Source organism: Spirosoma endbachense, from assembly GCF_010233585.1.
GTDB classification, from domain to species: Bacteria; Bacteroidota; Bacteroidia; order Cytophagales; family Spirosomataceae; genus Spirosoma; species Spirosoma endbachense.
Map to the genome: position 1 here is coordinate 5,797,392 of NZ_CP045997.1, position 17,229 is coordinate 5,814,620.

The window sequence follows — 17,229 nt, forward strand, 5'->3', positions numbered from 1 at the left end:
AAAGCCTTATCTTTGGGCTACGTACTAGTTTACTTTATGAACCAACCAACCCTATTTCAACGCCTTCGCCCACACCTGATCGCTGTGCTGGCTCTTTTGGTGCTGGCTATAATCTACTTCTCGCCAGTGCTGTCAGGCAAAACCTTATCGATGGGCGACGTTCAGCAAGCGTCTGCGTCGGCTCGCGAAATCCGTGAGATTACGAAAGAAACGGGCGAGAAACCCCTTTGGACCGATGCTGTTTTCAGCGGTATGCCGGGCTATATGATCGATTACAATTACCCATACATTCTGATCTATAAAGCCGTGATGAGCGTTGTCAATGTGTTGCCAAATACGGCCAGCATTGTATTCATCGTCATGTTGAGCATGTATATTCTGCTCGTTGTAATGGGCTGCAATGCATGGCTCTCTGCACTCGGCGCTGCTGCCTATGGCTTTGGTACGTTTGGTATCGTTAGTCTCGAAGCGGGACACGTTTCCAAACTCTTTGCCATGGGTTACGGTGCGGGTATGCTGGCGGGTGTAATTCTGGCTTTACGCGGACGATACTGGGTTGGTGCCGCATTGATGGGGCTCTTCCTGAGCATGGAGTTTGGCGCGAACCACATCCAGATTACCTATTACCTGTTCATGACCATTGGGTTGTATGTACTCATTGAAGGAATTGCCCTGATTCGGGCAGGAAAGGGACGCCAGCTAGCCCTTGGGCTGGCAACTTTAGCCATAGCAGGTGGGCTGGCTGCGGGTAGTTTTGGAAAACGCTTACTCATTCTCAATCAATACACGAAAGAAACAATTCGTGGCCAATCGGAACTGACGGCCAAAACAACGAATCCAGACGGCAAAACTCCCAGCAGCGAATCGAAAGGCGGTCTGGATAAAGACTATGCGTTTCTGTATAGCTATGGCAAGGCCGAGACATTGACACTACTCGTTCCGAATGTTTACGGTGGGGGATCGGCTGGCGGATTGACAACGGATTCGGAATTTTATAAAGCGATGACGAGCCGGGGGGTCGACCCCGCTTCGGCTAAACAAATGGCCGAATTGGGCGCGCCAACCTACTGGGGCGATCAGCCAATATTAGGCGGACCGGCCTATGCAGGAGCCGCTCTGCTCTTTCTGTTTGCGCTGGGTATGTTCGTTATTCCGGGGGCAATTCGCTGGTGGCTGTTGAGTGCGGCTGCGCTGATGATAATGCTGGCCTGGGGTAAAAACCTCCTGTTTTTTAATGAATTGCTATTTGATAACCTGCCCTATCTGAACAAGTTCCGGGCTATGACAATGGCACTCTGTCTGGCACAGCTATTTCTGGCGGCCGGGGCAGTTTTGGGTATACAGACTATTGTAAATCAAAAACTGACACTGGCTCAACTGCGGCAGCCGCTCCTGATCAGTCTGGGGCTAACGGCTGGTGTGGCGCTTATTCTGGCTGTGCTGGGCGGTACATTCTTTACGTTCCAGAAACCCAATGACGTCGATATGCTATCCCGCTACTTTGGCGAAGCGGCTAAAGATTTTCAGGCAGCACTCATTAGCGACCGGCAGAGTATGTTGCGTTCTGATGCGTTCCGGTCGGTAATTCTGATCCTGTTGGCTGCCGGAACGTTATGGCTGTTTTTGACGAATAAAATCAAAGCCGTCGTATTTTATCCAATCCTGTCGGCAATTGTCATATTCGATTTGTTTTCGGTCGATAAGCGATTCCTGAATAATGCTGATTTCGTACCAAAAGCTCAGGTCGCAACGATCTTTGAACCTACTTCAGCCGATCAGCAGATTCTTCAGGATAAATCCCTCGGTTTCCGGGTGATGGATCAAACCGAATCGTTCATGGAAAGCAACCGGGCTTCCTATTTTCACCGCTCGATTGGTGGTTATAATACAACCCGTTTGCGTCGTTACAACGAGTTGATGACGTTCGCGCTCCAGCCTAATTTCCTGAATATCCTGAATATGCTGAATGCGAAGTACGTGATTCGGCCCGGAGAATCGAATCCAGCCAATCCGCAGCAGGCACCAGCCGGACCAATTGCTTTGCCAAACCCGAGTGTATTGGGAGCGGCCTGGTTTGTTAAAACAGTGCAGCAGGTTAACAATGCCGATGAGGAAATGGCCGTTATGCAAAAGCTCAGCACGCGCGATTCAGCCGTGGTCGATAAGCGATTTGCTCATGAACTCGGTAATCTGCCCGCCACGATGGATCATACTGGCAGCACGATTGAATTGACAAGTTACCGTCCCGATAAATTGATCTATCAGGCGAATGCCGTTCGCGATGGTTTGGTGGTGTTCTCGGAAGTGTATTATCGGGGCCATGAAGACTGGCAGGCGTTTATCGACGGTAAGCCAGCTCCCCATCTTCGGGCCAACTACGCCCTCCGTGCAATGCGTGTTCCGGCCGGAAAGCATACCATCGAATTCCGGTTTGAGCCTCCACTGGCCAAAACCGGTGATATGATCGACCTGATTTGCAATGTGTTATTGATTGGGTTGATTGGATTCGTTGCTTTTAAGGAAGGGCGTACCCAGCGTACAGAGCCAGCATCTGCACCCGAACCTACTGTACCACCCACTTCGGAACCTGTGAAACCTGCTTCGAAGGCGAAAACGCGATGATGCGTGTAACTGTCTGATTTTAAATTCCAGTAAAAAAATTGGTCGGTCTGAATGATAGAAATCACGCTATCATTCAGACCGACCAATTTTTTGCTCTATTAGCGTACTACATATTAAACCGTAGGCTCTGGCTCCACTTTGGGAGCAGCCGACTTACCAGGTTTCCGAGGGCGGGTCATGCCGTAAGAGCCTCTTGCAATTTTTCCTTTGCGTGACTTTATATCGCCTTTTCCCATAGCTCTAACTGGTTTAGTTTTATTTTTTCTTTGACGGGTAATAGTTAAAGATACGGCAATTTTTTGATCCTTACCAGTTAATCTACATACGCGTCAGGGTTTTGGCCCTACTTACAACGGCTAATGCGACTAAAGCTATGGAAGTAGTAAATTTGGCAGGTGGCAAAAAACAGATATAGTTGGAGAAAAGAAGCGAGTTATTACAACGGGGAGCCTTCTAAATGAGTCACTACAATTGAACTCATAATCTTTACGCAGTGTATGAAGCAAGTATTTTCTTTAGGATTTCTTCTGCTTGTATTTTTGAGTTGTGATAAGAATACTGTAAAACCAGCTATAGTTGAGATGCAGATTGCCGACCATCAGCAGGACTGCATGGGTGTGTCGCCCCAAAAATGTTTACTCGTTAAAATAAACAATGATACTAGCTGGCAACTCTTTTATGGGAATATTGAGGGTTTTGCGTATGAAGCTGGATTCGAATATAAACTGCTTGTCAAACGAGAGAAAATCGACAATCCGCCCGCCGATTCCTCAGATCTTCGTTATAGTTTGGTCAAACTTGTTGAAAAAAATAGACAGTAACGCCCAGATTTTCAGGTGGATTCCATACCCGCTACCTGCGGGCATTCTGGTTGAAACCCAACTAAAAATCTGGAAGAGACATTAGTTAAGTCGTCGTGCCTCAACGCCTTCTACCGTAATCTTAACTGGCTTAATAGCCCCTTTCTCATCAAAATAGAGCCGGTCAATACAGGTTTCGCGGTGATTACCATCGGTTTCCGTTAAGGGCCGGCGGTGATAAACAATATACCATTCGTCGGTGCCGGGCACCTGAATGATCGAATGATGGCCAGCACCGGTGGCAACAGTCGGGTCTTGCTGAAGTATTTTTCCTACCCGCTCGAACGGGCCAAACGGCGAGTTGGACACCGCGTAGGCTACGGAGTAATTAGGACCTGTCCAGCCTCCTTCCGACCACATAAAATAATACTTGCCATTACGGACGAACATCGTAGGGCCTTCCACGTAATTTTTCGGCGTAATCTCCCGAAAGAGAGTGCCGTCAGAGAAAGGAAGAAAACCCGTAAAATCGTCTTTTAAACGAGCAATGTTGCAATGTCCCCAGCCGCCATACAGCATGTAATACTGGCCGTCTTTGTCTTTAAAGACAAACTGGTCGATCGGTTGGGCTCCATTACGGATCAGACCAATGAGCGGTTTGCCCAGATAATCCTTGAATGGTCCGGCGGGATTGTCGGCAACGGCAACGCCAATGCCACCGATCTCTTTTTGCTCATCGTGAATATCGTTCGCACCAAAGAATAGAAAGTACTTCCCGCCCTTTTCAATGATGGCAGGAGCCCACATGGCGCGTTTTGCCCATTTTACGGCAGTTGAATCAAGAATCCGGCTATGCTTTGTCCAGGTTACCAGATCTGGCGATGAAAACGCGTCAAAAAATGTCTGTTGGTTGTAAGGTGCCGAATAAGTTGGATAAATCCAGTACTGGTTCTTGAAAATGACCCCTTCCGGATCGGCGTACCAGCCCGGAAAAACAGGATTCCCTGATTTCTTTACGGTTGATTTCTGAGCCTGTAAAGCGATAAAAGGGAAAGTGAATAAAGCGAGAAATAGAGCGTACCGACGTATAGACATACAAAGAGTAATTAAGGAACAAGAGAAATGGGAGGACAAAAGTAAACCGAATTCGGAATTACCAGTTGAATTGGCAGGGAGGTTTTAGTATGGTGTTAGGCATGGAAGGAGGAATCAAGGAAGGGCGTGCCACGGTTCAAAACCGTGGCACGCCCTTCCTTGATTCCTCCTTCACTAATAAGACAAACTGGTTAAATGTAAATCACAGCGTACTTCTTGCCGGGAAGTGATCGAACAAATCCACGAAACTCAAGACTGAGGAGCAAAGACGCCAGTCGGCCCATCGGAATCTGGCTTTTCCAGCTTAGGTCGTCGATGTGTAAGTCATTAACCTGACGCAGCAGGGCAATAATCTGACTTTCTTCTTCCGTAATGTCCACGGGCAAAGCAGGTGCAGGTGCCGAGGTTGCCCGTAATCCAGTAGACGAGGGTGGATTGTCAGGCCGGTCCCAGTTAAGCGCTTCAATAATGTCTTTCGGACTGGTATAAATCTGCGCTTTATTTTCGCGAATGAGTTTATTACAACCCGCCGAAAACGTCTGATTCAACTGGCCGGGTACGGCAAATACCTCACGATGGTAGTTGTTGGCATATTCGGCCGTTATTAATGCCCCGCCTTTCGCGGCTGCCTCTACCACCACAATGGCATCACTCAGACCGGCAATGATGCGGTTCCGCGCTGGAAACAGGTGGGCATCTGGTTTTGTCCCTGGTTGACTTTCGGTCAGCAATCCGCCCAAAATCTGCATATCCTGCGCCGTTTTCTGATGTACATTCGGGTAGATAATGTCCAGACCGCTGGCCATCACCCCAATGGTCGGTAAGCTGTTGGCCAGACTGGCACGATGGGCAGCAATGTCGATGCCGTAGGCCAGCCCACTAATGACGTTAGCGCCATAAGGGGCAACCGCTTCAATGATTTCATTGGTGATGCGCCGGCCGTATTCGGTAGCCTGCCGCGTGCCTACCAGACCAATTGTTCGGGGAGCGTTTAGATTTCCTGATCCTTGAAAATACAGAAGAGCCGGGGCATCATACAGGGTTTTGAGCCGTGTCGGGTAGTCTTTATCGGTATAGAACAGTATTGTTGCTCCCAACTTTTCAACACGTTTCATAACCTGTTCGGCTTCTTCCAGAATACCCGGCTTGAGAATAGCACGAGCCGTGACTTCGCCAATGCCCGGAACTTTCATCAGGCGAGCCAACGGAGACCGAAACACCTCGGTAGCTGAACCACAGTAACTAACCAGTTGTCGAATAAGAATGCTGCCAACCCCCGGAACGAGGGTGAGGGCTAATTGGGATTGAGTATCGGTGGGCACGAATGATAAAAAGCTGAATTTGTATACGGGAATTGACTCAGTGATGACTTCTACAAGCTTACGGATTTCTGGCGTTAAAAACCAGTTTAACCGAAAAACAGGCTTTCTTCAACGAATAAGTCTTTAATGTCTTTTTAATGATAGCATTCTCATAACATTGACTTCATCTTCGGGTAACGTGCAGACGGTTACTTTGTAGCTGAGAATTTATCCGTTCAATTATCTGCTCATGCTTATCCATAAACCCATAGTATCTTCATCGGCTTTGCTCGTGCTTTTTGCGCTGGCAGCTTGTAACAACGAAGAAAATCCAAGTATAACAACATCCGAGGTTGTCCTGAAAAATCAGTCCGTTACGCCGGTTTTAGCGAAGAAACAGGCTGGTTTTGAAAGCCTTGAAATATTTTCGCTCATCAGTAGCGATGATAAATTAGATCAGTCGCCGGGCTATATTTTCGGTGGCTCTGCCGATGGGACGGGCATCCTGAAAAATACCGACGGAACCTACATGATGCTGGTCAACAATGAGGATAATTTCGCCGTATCCCGCCTGACCCTGGACAAAACCTTTAAACCCGTTAAAGGTGAATACCTGCTCAACTCCGATGGGGGTATCTGGCGCCTTTGTTCGGCAACGATGGCTACTCCCGAAATTCATGGCTTCGGGCCAAAATTTTTGACCTGTGGCGAAAGTGGACAGGAATCAAGAACCCACGCACTGGATCCATACGGCAGTGTTGGATCGGCCAGTTTATCAAAAGAAGTGGCAGGGTTGGGACGGTGGAGTGCCGAAAATGCCGTGCCACTTCCCAAAACAGCGTTTTCTGGGAAAACGATTATCCTGATTGGTGACGACGATTCAGATACATACGGCGGCCAGGTAGCAATGTATGTGTCGAACACAGTGGGTGATCTGGAAAACGGAACGCTTTATATGATGAAGCGCACCGATGGTAACCAGAAAGAAATGGACATGAAAACTGGTACAAAATATCCGGTTGAGTTTGCCAGGATCGATGACCACAAGACGTTGACAGGTGATCAGATCAATCGGAAGGTCAATGATCTGAAAGCCATTAAGTTTGGTCGGGTTGAGGATGTCGATTATGGCAAAGGGAGCGATGCCTCTAAAGCCCGCGAGGTCTATTTTACCGTGACGGGGCAGGCAACTACGGGTGTTAATGCCGATTACTCGCGCTCGAAATACGGCCGGGTTTATAAATTGACGCTTGATGCTGCTGATCCAACAAAAGGCTCACTCGAATTGCTGCTCGATGGCGACGATCGGAATGGAATAGCCAAAACTTTTCAGGACCCTGACAACATTACGGTTACTGAAAACTATGCCTACATTCAGGAAGACCCGAATGGCTACGGCGACGAAACCCACGATTCGTATCTGTATCAGTATAGCTTCAAGACGGGTGAGTTAAAACCAGTATTGATGATCGACCACCGCCGGACAGAAGCAGATGCTGCTAAATATAATGTGGGCGGAACATCGGCCAAAGGTGCCTGGGAAATCAGTGGAATGATCGATATTTCAGATGTGATTGGCGTTCCGAATACGTTCTCCGTTGGCTTGCAGGCCCATTCCTGGCGGGACGATAAATACAAGAAAGTAGATGGTGGCTCCAAACGGCCCGACGAAAACCAGGGCAGCCAGCTAGTGATTATTAAAGGTTTAGCGCGTTAAGCATCGTTTTATAGAAGTACACTGCCTGACTGGTCTTTTGCTGGTCAGGCTTTTTGCTTAACCATCGATATGATCTCGGAAAAAAATCGTCCAGTACCTGCCCATAAGACTGCTGAACCGAATGCGTGGTGGATAATTGCGCTTGTTGCCGGACTCTTATTTCTCATAGGTCTATATGGATTGTTTCGGCCCCGACCCACTGCCCTGCAACGGGTTCAGACGCAATACATAAGCGACATCGCGCTGCTCGATTCAGCGGTGAGGACGCTACAACGGGTCATTGTTGAAAAACGCCCTGTGGCAGCCTGGAAGCAGGCTTTTCTGGAAGCGCGGCTGTGCTATAAACGGGTTGAGTTTCTAACTGAATTATACAACCCCGAAACGGCCAAAAGTATCAACGGCCCCAACCTCCCTGAGGTAGACGAAGCCGATAAAAGGGTAGAGCAACCCGAAGGATTACAGGTACTGGAAGAGTTTGTGTTCCACTATGATCCAGAGCAACAGGCAGAAGCCGTTGTGCAGGTAGCGTTGGTAGTGTCGAATGTCGGTCGGCTGACCAAAGTGGCTGCTACGAACGAGATGACTGATAGCCATATTTTTGATGCCATGCGACTGGACGTGTTCCGGCTTATTTCGCTTGGTATTGCCGGTTTCGATTCGCCGATTGCCCGCCATTCATTGCCGGAGGCCGTTCAGGTACTGGAAAGTCTACGGCAGCATCTAAGTTTCTACAAGCTGCCTGAAAAAGATGCCAGACTAGCGGCTCAGTTGGATCATGTTTTTGCCGATGCTATTGCCAGCTTAAACCGTGGCCCCGATTTTAACCGATTTGACCGCTTGACCTTTATTACAAATCAGGCTAATGTACTAAGTGGTTTGTTGCTGGATGCCCAAAGAGTGCTGAACATCCCTGTTTTTCAGGAAAGTCGTTTTCTGTCAGCGCAGGCACGAACCTTGACCGACCCTGACGCGTTCGATAGCAATTTTTTCGTCAATTCGAACGATGACCGACCAACTGCCGAACGTGTTGCGCTGGGTAAGTTATTGTTTTATGATCCGATCCTCTCGGGTAATTCAAAACGTAGTTGTGCATCGTGCCATCAGCCAGAACGTGCGTTTACGGACGGTGAACCTACGAGTCTGGGAGTAGCAGGAGCACGTAGTAAACGAAATGCCCCTACGCTCCTGAATGCATCGTTGCAGGCCGTGCAGTTTATGGACTCCAGAGTCGTGTTCCTGGAAGATCAGGCCAGCGACGTTATTGCCAATGAGACTGAAATGCACGGTTCGCTGCCTGCTGCGGTTCGTGCCCTGCAACAACGGAATGAATACCGCAACCGCTTCGTCAAAGCCTACAAAGCAGGCGTTACGGAATATACGGTCAAAAACGCCCTTGCCAGCTATATACGCTCACTAACTAGTCTTGATTCCCGGATTGATCGGTATCTGCGGAACGACGCTGGCCGACATCAACCGGCCCGGCTTACAGTCGAAGAGAAACACGGATTCAACCTGTTTATGGGCAAAGGACAGTGCGCTACCTGCCATTTTTTTCCGCTATTCAACGGAACCGTTCCGCCAATGTTCGCCAAAACCGAAAGCGAAGTATTAGGGACGCCCGCTACTCCGGCTAATCATCAACTTGACGCTGATGTAGGGAAATTTAAAACGACGGCTATGGATCTTCAAAAGCATGCCTTCAAAACACCTACAATTCGGCACGTGGCGAAAACCGCTCCATACATGCACAATGGCGTTTATCAAACCCTCGAACAGGTTGTCGATTTTTATAATCAGGGTGGGGGAAATGGCCTGGGTTTCAGCCTCCCTAATCAGACCTTACCCGATTCAAAACTGGATCTGACAAAAACGGAACAGGCCGCACTGGTCGCGTTTATGAAGGCGTTGTGATCTGGGCCTGGTTGTACGACATCGTTTCATAAATCGATGTCGTTATTGGTTGGTGAATTCGTCAGAAAAGAAGTTGATGTTGTGATGTGGTGTCGGTTTCTCAAAACCGACAAGCCGAGGTTTCTCCAACCCTCGTTGTTCAGGCCAAATGCGGTTACTCAACCCGCGAAGGTCAGGTTTAAGCAGCATAACCTCACTCAACCGTTAAACTCAAAGCTGGTAGTCAGCTCATCAACTATACGGAGTTGATCGCCCAGACCTGTAGGCATAATTGTAGGCTGATTATGCCGAAATGAATCGTTTCGACTATGATTCTTTTCGGCTTACAAATGACGAATAAAAAGTACGTATATTGGGCTGATAATGTTATCCCATTCATTTATAGATATCCCATTCCTTTAGATCAAATGAATCAAATTGAAAGTTTTGTCAAGCAAACCGAGGTTGCTTACGATTGGACGAACAGACTGATAAGTTCAATACCCTATGAAAAATGGGACGATATACCTGAAGTAATTGAATCATCGGTAAGCTGGCAGGTTGGCCACCTGATTGTTAGCGTTTATTACCATTCAATTATGGTTATTTCTGGTCACCAAATGGATATACTTCAGAAAATTCCTCTAAAAAAATATGATGAATTTTACACCGCTGCGCCACCTAAAAATTCGACGGGGAAAGTAGATTTGAAAGAGCTACAAAGTCAATTGGTGACTATGCAGAAAAAATCAATTGACATAATTAAGTCATTATCTGTCGAAGATCTTGATCGCGAATTAGAACCTACGCCAATCCCACACCCGATTGCAAAAACCAAGTTTGATGCATTGGACTGGAATATAAAGCATGCAATGTGGCACTGTGGGCAATTGGGTATTTTAAAGCGAATTCATGGTGAACGATATGACTTTGGTTTACGAAGAGCAGACTAAAAAAAAGCTGTGGGAATAAATTTGTAAACGAGCTACTGCCTCATTATAATCTTTAGATTGCCCTCGAAAATTTTTGTTTTAATAGACCTGTTGTTATGTTATAAATTATAAAAAAGATGAACAATTCAATTAAGGAAATTGACGATATACTACAGAAATTTAAACCAATTATTGGCGAAGATTACGAAAAGTATAGGAATCACGTATATCGTGTTTTCTTGAATTGTTTACTGATTGACAACAAAAAAGAAAATGAAGAAAAATACGCAATCGCTACCGTATTTCATGATATTGGAATCTGGACTAATCATACCATAGATTATTTAGATCCTTCAGTTGAGCAGGCCAAAATTTATTTGGCGAAAATGGATAAAAAGGACTGGATAAACGAAATTTCGTTAATGATATATTGGCACCATAAAACGACTAAATACCAGGGTGAATTTACTGAAACAGTAGAAAACTTTCGGAAGGCCGATTGGATCGATGTCTCGTTGGGTTTGTTAACGTTTGGTTACGATAAGCAAAAAATCGAAGCCAACAGAAAGCAATTGCCGAACTTAGGATTTCATGCTTTTCTCATTCGGGCAACCACGAAAAACTTCTTTCGGCATCCGCTGAATCCACTCCCTATGTTCAGGAAATAGGGAGCCAGTGAGCTTTGCCCGGAATTCCCCTTTTTAGTCTGCTACGCTATCAGCCTGTGGCCTATCCAATCCGGCGCGCATCTGTTCCAGAAACGATTTTATTTTTTGGAGTTTGACAATATGACGGGCATTCTCGCGTCGGCGGGCGTCGCGCTCCTTCAAAAACTCGCGGGCTCCGGGCAGGGTGAATTTCTGATTGTCAATTAAATCCAGAATTTCTTTCAGGTGATCGATGTCAGCTTGCGTGTATACCCGGTCGCCGGAACGGTTTTTCTTGGGCTGGAGTGTCGGAAACTCCTTTTCATAATACCGTAGTTTCGAGGCATTGATCCCAAACATCTCCGCCACTTCCTTAATGCCATAATAAAACTTGCCGGTGCTTTCCATATGACAAACTTGCTGATGTTCGGTTAAACCTGCAAGTTTTGGCGTAATTTTGCGAATCAGTTGTTGGTCAGTAATCGTTAGCCGTTCGTTAGTAGCGTTTTGCGATACTACTGATTGATCGACTGTCGACTAATGACTAACACAATGACTTCCCACGAAATACGTCGGCATTTTCTCGACTTCTTCCGTTCTAAAGAACACCTGATTGTTGCTTCGGCTCCGCTCGTTGCCAAAAACGACCCAACGCTGATGTTCAACAACTCGGGCATGGCCCAGTTCAAAGATTTCTTCCTTGGCAATGGTACGCCCCCGTCTAAACGAGTGGCAGATACCCAAAAATGCCTGCGCGTTTCGGGTAAACACAATGACCTCGAAGATGTCGGATTTGATACCTATCACCACACCATGTTCGAGATGCTTGGCAACTGGTCGTTCGGTGATTATTTCAAGAAAGAGGCCATTACCTGGGCGTGGGAGTTGCTGACGGAGGTGTATAAATTGCCGAAAGATCGACTCTATGTTTCTGTATTTCAGGGTGATGAAAAAGATAATGTCCCCTTCGATCAGGAAGCGTTTGATCTCTGGCAGCCTATCGTTGGTGAAGATCGGATCATTTATGGCAACAAGAAAGATAATTTCTGGGAAATGGGTGATACCGGTCCATGCGGTCCCTGCTCAGAGATTCACGTCGACCTGCGCTCAGCCGAAGAAATCGCCGAAAAACCGGGTAAGGAACTGGTAAACGCCGATCATCCGCAGGTTGTTGAAATCTGGAACCTTGTGTTTATGCAGTTCAACCGCAAGGCCGACGGTTCGCTGGAACCGCTGCCTGCCCGCCACGTTGATACGGGCATGGGTTTCGAGCGGTTGTGCATGGCCATTCAGGGTAAAAAATCGAACTACGATACCGATGTCTTTTCGGGAACGATTCGTGTCATTGAAGAACTGTCGGGGAAACAATACGGTGGCACGATGGACAAATCGGATGTAGCGATGCGCGTCATTGCCGATCACATCCGGGCAGTGTCTTTTGCCATTGCCGATGGACTTGTTCCTTCGAATGCCAAAGCAGGCTACGTTATCCGGCGTATTCTGCGCCGGGCTATTCGGTATGGCTACTCGTACCTGGGTATGAATGAGCCGTTTATGACCAAACTTGTGCCGACACTGGCCATGCAGTTTGCCGACGTGTTCCCTGAACTGAATGCTCAGCGCGATTTCGTAGCAACGGTCATTCGGGAAGAAGAAATTGCGTTCCTGCGTACGCTTGGAACGGGCTTAGGGCGTCTCGATCAGATCATTGGTCAGTTGACAACCGAGGGTAAGTCAGAAATTCCAGGTGAAACGGTATTTGAACTGAACGATACCTTCGGTTTCCCGGCTGATCTGACGGCCCTGATCGCCCGCGAAAAAGGCCTCACCATCGACGAAGCCGGTTTCCAGAAATCACTTCAGGAACAAAAAGTACGGTCGAGAAAAGATGCTGTCTCATCGGCTGGTGACTGGATTGAACTGGCCGAAACGGATAAGGTCGAATTTGTGGGATACGATCAGCCTGAAGCCTATGCACAGCTTGTGAAGTATCGCAAGATCAAGAATAAGCAGGGAACGCAGGTGCAGATAGTGCTCGATAAAACCCCTTTCTACGCCGAATCGGGCGGACAGATTGGTGATACGGGCGTGCTGGAACTCTTTGCCGGTTCGGATCAGATCGGGACATTGACCGTGCTGGATACGAAGAAAGAAAACGACCTGACCATTCATATCGTTGAGGATGTGAGGGGCATTGATGATCTATTGGCCGAAACGGATACGGTTTATGCGGTCATCAACACAGCCCGCCGTGGCCTGACCAGCAGTAATCACTCGGCCACGCACCTGCTGCATTCGGCCCTGCGCGAAGTGTTAGGTCCGCACGTAGCTCAGAAAGGTTCGTATGTTGGCCCTGATGCGCTGCGGTTTGACTTCTCGCACTTTAGCAAAGTGACCGACGAGCAACTGGCTGAGGTGGAACGGATCGTGAATGAGAAAATCCGGGAGGATATTAAACTCGATGAAAAGCGCAACGTGCCGATCGAACAGGCTAAGGCCTTAGGAGCAACCGCCCTGTTTGGCGAGAAATACGGCGACTTCGTTCGCGTCATTACCTTCGATCCCAACTACTCGGTCGAACTCTGTGGTGGCACACATGTTCCGGCAACGGGTCATATTGGTCTGTTCAAATTTACCGGCGAAGGGTCTGTTTCGACGGGTGTTCGTCGGGTAGAGGCCAAAACGTCGGCGGGTGCCGAAGCGTTGGTCAATGAGCAGATGGCCGTTGTTTCGGAGTTGAAAGAATTACTGAAAGCGCCGAAAGATGTCGTAAAAGCCGTACAGTCGTTGCTGGAAGAGCGGAGTTCTTTGCAAAAACAGGTCGAAGCCTTACAGAACGAGAAAGTTCAGCAACTGAAAAACCTGCTTCTGGAGAAAGTGGAAACCATAAACGGGCACGCTCGTCTGGTAGAACGGGTGGATGTACCTTCGGCTGATGCGTTGAAACAACTGGCCTACGATCTGAAAGCGAAGGTCGACAATCTGGCCGTAGTGCTCGGAGCCGACATCAATGGGAAACCGCAACTGGCGGTTATGCTACCCGATTCCCTGATTCAGGGGCGGAATCTGAATGCTGGTCAGGTTGTTAAGGAGTTAGCTAAAAATATCAAAGGCGGTGGGGGTGGTCAGCCGTTCTTTGCTACCGCAGGCGGTTCCGATTCGTCGGGTCTGGATGCCGCACTGGCGCAGGGTAAAGAACTGCTGGGGTAGAGTAGCAAAACGAAAAATTATGGCAACCATACAATTGACGTTTCCTGATCAACAATTGGAGGCTCTGCAACTTAAAGCTGAATCGGTACACTTGACGGTGGATGAGTTATTGAAACAGACAATAGAATCTTTAGTGCAGCAATCGCCTGTTCAGGAACAGGCGATTGCTTATGTCCTTACGAAAAATAAGGCATTATACGAACGGTTGGCTTGATGAAATGTTTATCCCTTCCTGAGGTATTCCTGTTACATGAACGAATCATTCATCTGTCAGGAGGGAGCTTGGGCATTCGTAATCAGGAAGCGGTTGCATCGGCCCTTATACAGCCCTTTGCCACATTTGTAAGCTATATATCCGACTTTGTTTGAGAAAGCAGCTCTGACTGGGTATCTGTTGATCTGCAATCATCCGTTTGTGGATGGAAATAAACGAATTGGCCATGCTGTTATGGAAGTACTCCTGGTGTTGAATGGATATGAAATCATAGCCAGAATTGATGAACAGGAGAAACTTATCCTACAGGTTGCAGACGGAGCCTTAACGAGGGAGCAATTTACGGATTGGTTAAAAGAACATGTAAAGCTTCTATAGTCAACCATTCATTCTACTCACAATGAAAAACCTTCTGCTTGGCTTAACTTTTCTGCTTACAATCTCCGGGTTTACGTATGCCCAAAAGCAGAACGTCGATGTACTGATCAAGTCGGGTTCGCTGATTGATGTGCGAACAGGCACCATTCTGACAAAGAAACTGATCGCTACCCGTGGGAAAACCATCGTAGGCGTATTCGATGAATCGCAACTGAAGAATTTCCAGGCGAAAACGATTGTCGATGCAACCGGGAAGTTTATCATTCCGGGCCTTTGGGATATGCACGTCCATTTTGGCGGGGGCGATACATTGATTGAGGAGAATAAAAATCTCTTTCCGTTGTACATTGCTCACGGAATTACGGGCATTCGCGATGCCGCGGCCGATCTGAGCCCGTCCGTTCTAAAATGGCGCGATCAGATTGCAAAAGACGAGCTGACAGGTCCAACCCTGTTTACATCGGGCCCAAAACTGGAAGGGTATAAATCGAGCTGGATAGGTGATATTGAAGTCAGTACAAAGCCTGAGGTAGATAAAATGCTCGACTCCCTCCAAGGGCTAAAGGTCGATTTCGTGAAAATCACCGATAATGCCATCAAGCCGGATATCTATCTGTATATTCTTCAGGAAGCCAAAAAACGGGGCATGAAAACTTCGGGCCACGTACCATTTGCCCTGACAATGGATCAGGTTTCTTCGGCTGGTCTGGGTTCGGTAGAGCATATGAGCTATGTGCTTAAAGCGGGGTCGACGCGCGATAAGGAAGTTGCCGAAAAGGTAATGTCGGGTCAGTTGACAACCCGGTTGGCTTCTCCAATGATTACGCAGAGTTTTGATGAAGCAACCGCTCTGGCCGTTTACCGACGGATGGCTAAAAATGGTACGTTCGTTGTGCCAACGCTCACGATCAGCCGGACAATTGCGTTTCTGGATCAGGACAACCATCAGCAGGATAGCTACTTACAATACATCGGGCAGGGCTTAAAAAACACCTATGCCTGGCGGGTAAGTCGGGTGGCTAAAGATAGTCCCGACGCTATTGCCGAGCGGCACGCCCTCTACGAAAAAACCAGTTCACTACTTCCGCTGTTGCATAAAGCGGGAGTGACGATCATGGCCGGAACCGATGCGGGCTTTTTGAATTCCTATGTATATCCGGGTGTCGGTCTGCATCACGAACTTGCCTATTTCGTAAAAGCCGGACTTACACCGCTGCAAGCTCTTCAGTCAGCCATTATTCCGGGACCAGTTTTCTTAGGAAAGACAGCCACGTTTGGCGCTATTGCCACGGGTAAAAGTGCCGATATAGTGTTGCTCGACAAAAATCCACTGGAGACTATTGAGGCTACCCAGGCCATTCATACGGTTATTTTGCGAGGAACCGTGTATGATCGAAAGGCGTTGGATGGTTTACTGGCCGAAGCGAAGAAGAAAGCCAGCAAGTACTAATGATAGTATCCTCACAACCCATTGGTGTATTTGATTCGGGTTACGGTGGCCTGACCGTTCTGCGCGAAATTGTGCATAAGCTTCCGCAGTACGATTACATTTATCTGGGCGATAACGCCCGGACACCCTACGGCACCAGATCCTTCGATACAGTTTATCACTATACCCTCGAATGTGTCCGGCATCTTTTTGATCGGGGCTGCCGACTGGTCGTTCTGGCCTGCAACACGGCTTCGGCCAAAGCCCTGCGCAATATTCAGCAACTTGATTTACCGATGCAAGCTCCCGGTCTGGATGGACCAAGCAGGCGCGTATTGGGTGTTATCCGGCCAACGACAGAGGTCATTGGCAATTACTCGCAAACAGGTCATGTTGGTATCCTGGCGACGCGCGGAACCGTCACGTCGGAGTCATACGTAGTCGAGATTGACAAGTTTTTTCCGGAGTTACAGGTATTTCAGGAAGCTTGCCCGATGTGGGTGCCCCTGGTCGAAAATGGCGAATATGCCAGTTCCGGAGCCGATTACTTCGTGAAGCAACACATGGATCGGTTAATGGCTCAATCGTCGTCAATTGACACGATTCTATTAGCCTGTACGCATTATCCGCTCTTACTCAACAAAATCCGGCAGTATGCACCCGCCAATACCACGATTTTAAGTCAGGGCGGTATTGTAGCCGATAGCCTGGCCGATTACCTGAATCGCCATCCTGAAATCGAAGCGCAATGCAGCCAGTATGGTCACCGAACGTTCCTGACCACCGACTCAACGGAGGATTTTGACCGTCAGGCTACCGTTTTTTATGGAGAGCCTGTTCGGTCCGAACATTTATCCCTGTAGGGATTAATATAGTGCTCCCTATATTTAGGACCAGTTTTTGCTTTTTTTAATTGAGGTTTTCCGATTCTACGTCGACTTGCAAAGGAGTACAGTACACCTCAGCAGGTGTTTTTCTAGCCAGACCTTGATGG

15 protein-coding genes are annotated in these 17,229 nt (G+C 47.9%); 11 read left to right on the plus strand and 4 right to left on the minus strand.

Features of this window, described 5'->3' with window-relative positions:
- The first annotated feature begins 36 nt into the window (after nucleotides 1-36).
- Entirely contained in the window at nucleotides 37-2,622 is a 2,586-nt protein-coding gene (locus GJR95_RS23380; RefSeq protein ID WP_162388160.1) for a hypothetical protein, read from the plus strand.
- Nucleotides 2,623-2,735: 113 nt separating this feature from the next.
- Here GJR95_RS23380 and GJR95_RS42860 read toward each other — a convergent pair whose 3' ends face one another.
- Nucleotides 2,736-2,858: a 30S ribosomal protein THX gene (locus GJR95_RS42860; RefSeq protein WP_162388161.1), complete on the minus strand. Its 123-nt coding sequence runs from the start codon at nucleotides 2,856-2,858 to the stop codon at nucleotides 2,736-2,738.
- A 261-nt stretch (nucleotides 2,859-3,119) separates the two neighbouring features.
- Here GJR95_RS42860 and GJR95_RS23390 point away from each other — a divergent pair, with 261 nt between their 5' ends.
- Nucleotides 3,120-3,443 carry a DUF4377 domain-containing protein gene (locus tag GJR95_RS23390; RefSeq protein ID WP_162388162.1) on the plus strand — a complete coding sequence of 108 codons (324 nt, stop codon included), beginning with the start codon at nucleotides 3,120-3,122 and terminating at the stop codon, nucleotides 3,441-3,443.
- Nucleotides 3,444-3,524: 81 nt separating this feature from the next.
- On the opposite strand, the gene GJR95_RS23395 is transcribed toward GJR95_RS23390, so the two are convergent.
- A complete protein-coding gene (locus GJR95_RS23395; protein ID WP_162388163.1) occupies nucleotides 3,525-4,517 on the minus strand; it encodes a glycoside hydrolase family 43 protein in 993 nt (330 codons plus the stop codon).
- Between the two features lie 191 nt (nucleotides 4,518-4,708).
- Nucleotides 4,709-5,839 carry a DNA-processing protein DprA gene (gene dprA, locus GJR95_RS23400; protein ID WP_162388164.1) on the minus strand — a complete coding sequence of 377 codons (1,131 nt, stop codon included), beginning with the start codon at nucleotides 5,837-5,839 and terminating at the stop codon, nucleotides 4,709-4,711.
- A gap of 229 nt (nucleotides 5,840-6,068) precedes the next feature.
- Between dprA and GJR95_RS23405 the strand changes: the two genes are divergently transcribed.
- The 4 genes from GJR95_RS23405 to GJR95_RS23420 all read left to right on the plus strand — a co-directional run bounded on the left by GJR95_RS23405 (nucleotide 6,069) and on the right by GJR95_RS23420 (nucleotide 11,025).
- The gene (locus GJR95_RS23405; RefSeq protein ID WP_162388165.1) at nucleotides 6,069-7,535 is read left to right on the plus strand and encodes a hypothetical protein; all 1,467 of its coding nucleotides are present in this window, start codon (nucleotides 6,069-6,071) and stop codon (nucleotides 7,533-7,535) included.
- A gap of 69 nt (nucleotides 7,536-7,604) precedes the next feature.
- Nucleotides 7,605-9,446 (plus strand): cytochrome c peroxidase, encoded by a 1,842-nt coding sequence (locus tag GJR95_RS23410; RefSeq protein ID WP_162388166.1) that lies wholly within the window; start codon nucleotides 7,605-7,607, stop codon nucleotides 9,444-9,446.
- 308 nt (nucleotides 9,447-9,754) lie between these two features.
- On the plus strand, nucleotides 9,755-10,378 hold the full coding sequence (locus GJR95_RS23415; RefSeq protein ID WP_232540837.1) for a DinB family protein: 624 nt from the start codon (nucleotides 9,755-9,757) through the stop codon (nucleotides 10,376-10,378).
- Nucleotides 10,379-10,494: 116 nt separating this feature from the next.
- Nucleotides 10,495-11,025 (plus strand): HD domain-containing protein, encoded by a 531-nt coding sequence (locus tag GJR95_RS23420; RefSeq protein WP_162388167.1) that lies wholly within the window; start codon nucleotides 10,495-10,497, stop codon nucleotides 11,023-11,025.
- Between the two features lie 33 nt (nucleotides 11,026-11,058).
- Here the strand turns inward: GJR95_RS23420 and GJR95_RS23425 are convergent, their stop codons facing one another.
- Nucleotides 11,059-11,412 carry a MerR family transcriptional regulator gene (locus GJR95_RS23425; protein WP_162388168.1) on the minus strand — a complete coding sequence of 118 codons (354 nt, stop codon included), beginning with the start codon at nucleotides 11,410-11,412 and terminating at the stop codon, nucleotides 11,059-11,061.
- A gap of 144 nt (nucleotides 11,413-11,556) precedes the next feature.
- Here GJR95_RS23425 and alaS point away from each other — a divergent pair, with 144 nt between their 5' ends.
- The 5 genes from alaS (at nucleotide 11,557) to murI (ending at nucleotide 17,098) form a co-directional block, all read left to right on the plus strand.
- Nucleotides 11,557-14,214, plus strand: coding sequence for an alanine--tRNA ligase (alaS, locus tag GJR95_RS23430; RefSeq protein ID WP_162388169.1), 2,658 nt, complete (start codon nucleotides 11,557-11,559; stop codon nucleotides 14,212-14,214).
- Between the two features lie 19 nt (nucleotides 14,215-14,233).
- Nucleotides 14,234-14,428: a DNA-binding protein gene (locus GJR95_RS23435; protein WP_162388170.1), complete on the plus strand. Its 195-nt coding sequence runs from the start codon at nucleotides 14,234-14,236 to the stop codon at nucleotides 14,426-14,428.
- Nucleotides 14,429-14,575: 147 nt separating this feature from the next.
- A complete protein-coding gene (locus GJR95_RS41870) occupies nucleotides 14,576-14,806 on the plus strand; it encodes a type II toxin-antitoxin system death-on-curing family toxin (protein ID WP_198424731.1) in 231 nt (76 codons plus the stop codon).
- A gap of 22 nt (nucleotides 14,807-14,828) precedes the next feature.
- Entirely contained in the window at nucleotides 14,829-16,256 is a 1,428-nt protein-coding gene (locus GJR95_RS23445) for an amidohydrolase family protein (protein ID WP_162388171.1), read from the plus strand.
- Nucleotides 16,256-17,098 (plus strand): glutamate racemase, encoded by an 843-nt coding sequence (gene murI, locus GJR95_RS23450; RefSeq protein WP_162388172.1) that lies wholly within the window; start codon nucleotides 16,256-16,258, stop codon nucleotides 17,096-17,098. Before GJR95_RS23445 ends, murI begins: the two co-directional genes overlap by 1 nt.
- The last annotated feature ends 131 nt before the right edge of the window (nucleotides 17,099-17,229 follow it).